Source organism: uncultured Campylobacter sp. (assembly GCF_938018145.1).
Classification (GTDB): Bacteria; Campylobacterota; Campylobacteria; order Campylobacterales; family Campylobacteraceae; genus Campylobacter_A.
In genome coordinates this window covers 1-2933 of record NZ_CALIII010000288.1, presented here as the reverse complement: position 1 = coordinate 2933, position 2933 = coordinate 1, and the positions used below count along the sequence as shown (strand labels likewise).

The following is a 2933-nucleotide window of genomic DNA, read 5'->3' as shown; positions in this document are numbered from 1 at the left end:
CCCGAGCTTACCATTACGAAATTTTTGATCTGCGGAGCGATGTTTTTACCGCTTTGGCTGTTGCTTTTTTCCTCGGGGATTTTTGGTTGGATGATGTTGATGACGCACTCGTTTGAGCCCATCACGCGCTTTATGTCGGTTCGCAGCTCGTTTGCTACGTCGGGATTTGAGCTTACGATCTCGACCTCGATTAAAATTTTATCGCCGATTTCGACGTTTTTTACGAATCCAAAGCTCACGATATCTTTCTCAAAGCCCGGATATATCACGCCTTTTAGTCTATTTAAGACATCCTCTTTACTTAACATTTTTCTCCTTCATTAGATTTTTTGAAATTTTATACGCGCAAAATTTAGGCCCGCACATCGAGCAAAATTCCGCCTTTTTAAACGACTCTTGCGGCAAGCTCTCGTCATGCAGCTCGCGCGCTCTTTCGGGATCTAGGCTTAGCTCAAACTGCCTGTTCCAGTCAAAAGCGTATCTAGCGTCGCTCATCGCGTGATCGCGCTCTATCGCTCCAGCCTTGCCTAGCGCGACGTCGGCTGCGTGAGCGGCGATTTTATGCGCTACGATACCCTCTCTGACGTCGTTTGCGTTTGGCAAACCAAGGTGCTCTTTAGGCGTCACGTAGCACAGCATCGAGGCTCCGTAAAAGGCCGCCATCGTCCCGCCGATAGCCGAAGTGATGTGATCGTACCCCGCGCCGATATCCGTAGGCAGCGGCCCTAGCACGTAAAATGGCGCGCCGTGGCACAGCTCGCGTTCGATTTTCATATTATACTCTATTTGGTTTAAAGGAATATGACCCGGCCCCTCGATCATCACCTGCACGTTTTTCTCCCATGCGCGTAGCGTTAGCTCGCCTAAAACCCGCAGTTCGCTAAGCTGAGCTTCATCAGTCGCGTCGTATAGGCAGCCAGGACGCAACCCGTCGCCAAGAGATAGCGCGACGTCGTGAGCGGCGCAAATTTCTAAAATATCGTCAAAGGCTTCGTAAAACGGGTTTTCTTTATGATGATGCATCATCCAGCTAGCAGTTAGGCTACCGCCGCGGCTAACGATACCCATCTTGCGTTTTGCGACTAGCGGCATAAATTTGAGCAAAAAGCCCGCGTGTATAGTAAAGTAGCTAACGCCCTGGCGCGCCTGTTTTTCGAGCGTTTTTAGGATGTCATCCGTCGTCAAATTTTCGACTTCTTTTATATCGTGGATGATCTGATACATCGGCACGGTGCCTATGGGGACGGTCGAGTTTGCGATTATAGCGCTTCTAATGGCATCCAGATCGCCGCCCGTGCTTAGATCCATGACCGTGTCGGCGCCGTATTTTAGGCAAATTTGCAGCTTTTCAAGCTCGGCGCAGATATCGCTGCTTAGGCTCGAGTTGCCGATATTTGCGTTGATTTTGGTTTTTGCCTTCCTGCCGATCGCCATCGGGAGCAAATTTTCGTGATGGATGTTGGCGGGGATTATCATCTTGCCCGCGGCGACCTCGCTTCTAACGAGCTCGGGATCTAGCATTTCAGCCTGCGCTACGTAGTTCATCTCGGGCGTTATGACGCCTTTTTTAGCGTAGTACATCTGCGTCGGAGTTTTGTCGGCGGAGTCAAATTTGACCCGAAATTCTTTCATGTTTCGCTCCTTAAAATTTTGGTTCTAATCTTACTCAAAAAAGATAAAAACAAGCTTTTAGGATGTATAATATCGTAACACTTCGCCAAAGGAGAAATTTTGCTAGACGTTACGCTGATAATGCTCGGAGCCGGAAGCTCCAGCCGTTTTGAAATGCCCGTTAAAAAGCAGTGGTTGCGCGTCGGAAGCGATCCGCTATGGCTCTTTGCGGCTAAAAATTTAAGCTCGCACTACGCTTTTAAAGAGATAATCATCGCCTCAAACGAGGAAAAATATATGAGCAAATTTGCCCCAACGTATCGCTTCGTAAAAGGCGGCGCGACCCGTCAAGAGAGCCTAAAAAACGCTCTTAAGCTCGTTCAAAGCGAATATGTTTTGGTTAGCGACATCGCTCGTCCGATGATTAGCGCCGAGCTTTTCTCGCGCATCATAGGCGGCATCCAAAACGCCGACTGCGTCGTACCTGCACTAAAGGTGCCAGATACCGTTTATCTGGGCTCCCAGGCCGTCGATAGAGAGCAGATTAAACTCATCCAAACTCCGCAGCTCTCGCGCACGGCGATGCTAAAAAGCGCGCTTGAATCAGGTCAAATTTACACCGACGATAGCTCGGCGATAGCGGCTGCGGGCGGTAAAATTTGGTACGTGCAGGGCGATGAAAACGCTAGAAAAATAACATTTAAAGACGATCTAGCCAAAATTTGTGGCCTTAGCGCGCCGTCAAGCGAAATTTACGTCGGTAACGGTTTTGACGTGCATGCCTTTGAAGAAGAGAAAAAAGAGGGAAGTTTCGTAACAATCGGCGGCGAAAAAATCCCTTTTGAACGAAATTTAAGGGCCCACTCCGACGGCGACGTAGCTATCCACGCGCTCATAGACGCAGTGCTAGGAGCGGCGGGGCTGGGCGATATAGGCGAGCATTTCCCCGATACCGACGATAAATTTAAGGGTGCGGACTCGGCTATGTTACTAAAAGAAGCATATAGGCTCGTTCAAAGCGTCGGTTTTGAGCTGATAAACGCCGACGTCACCGTTATCGCCGAGAGGCCAAAGCTTAGTAAATTTAAATCCGCGATGGAAATAAACATCGCAAATGCGCTAAATTTAACCCCGAGCCGCATAAACGTAAAGGCCACGACGACCGAGAAGCTAGGCTTTACGGGGCGAGGCGAGGGCATAGCCGCCACGGCGTCGGCGAGTCTAAAAATTTACGACTGGACGCAAAAATAAAACGACGAAAGTAAAAAAATGAGAGTTTTGATAATAGAAAACGAAATCTACCTAGCCCAAAGCATCGCCTC

General features: G+C 49.1%; 3 protein-coding genes. 1 reads left to right on the top strand and 2 read right to left on the bottom strand.

All coding sequences use genetic code 11. From position 1 onward, the window contains the following. A partial coding sequence (locus Q0338_RS06690; RefSeq protein ID WP_298086083.1) for an iron-sulfur cluster assembly protein occupies positions 1-308 on the bottom strand: 308 nt, incomplete at its 3' end. Next, complete coding sequence (gene thiC / locus Q0338_RS06685; RefSeq protein WP_298086082.1) at positions 298-1632, bottom strand: phosphomethylpyrimidine synthase ThiC; 1335 nt, start codon at positions 1630-1632, stop codon at positions 298-300. The genes thiC and Q0338_RS06690, both read right to left, overlap by 11 nt. 99 nt (positions 1633-1731) lie before the next feature. On the opposite strand from thiC, the gene Q0338_RS06680 reads away from it, so the two are divergent. Further along, a complete protein-coding gene (locus tag Q0338_RS06680; protein ID WP_298086081.1) occupies positions 1732-2862 on the top strand; it encodes a bifunctional 2-C-methyl-D-erythritol 4-phosphate cytidylyltransferase/2-C-methyl-D-erythritol 2,4-cyclodiphosphate synthase in 1131 nt (376 codons plus the stop codon). The last annotated feature ends 71 nt before the right edge of the window (positions 2863-2933 follow it).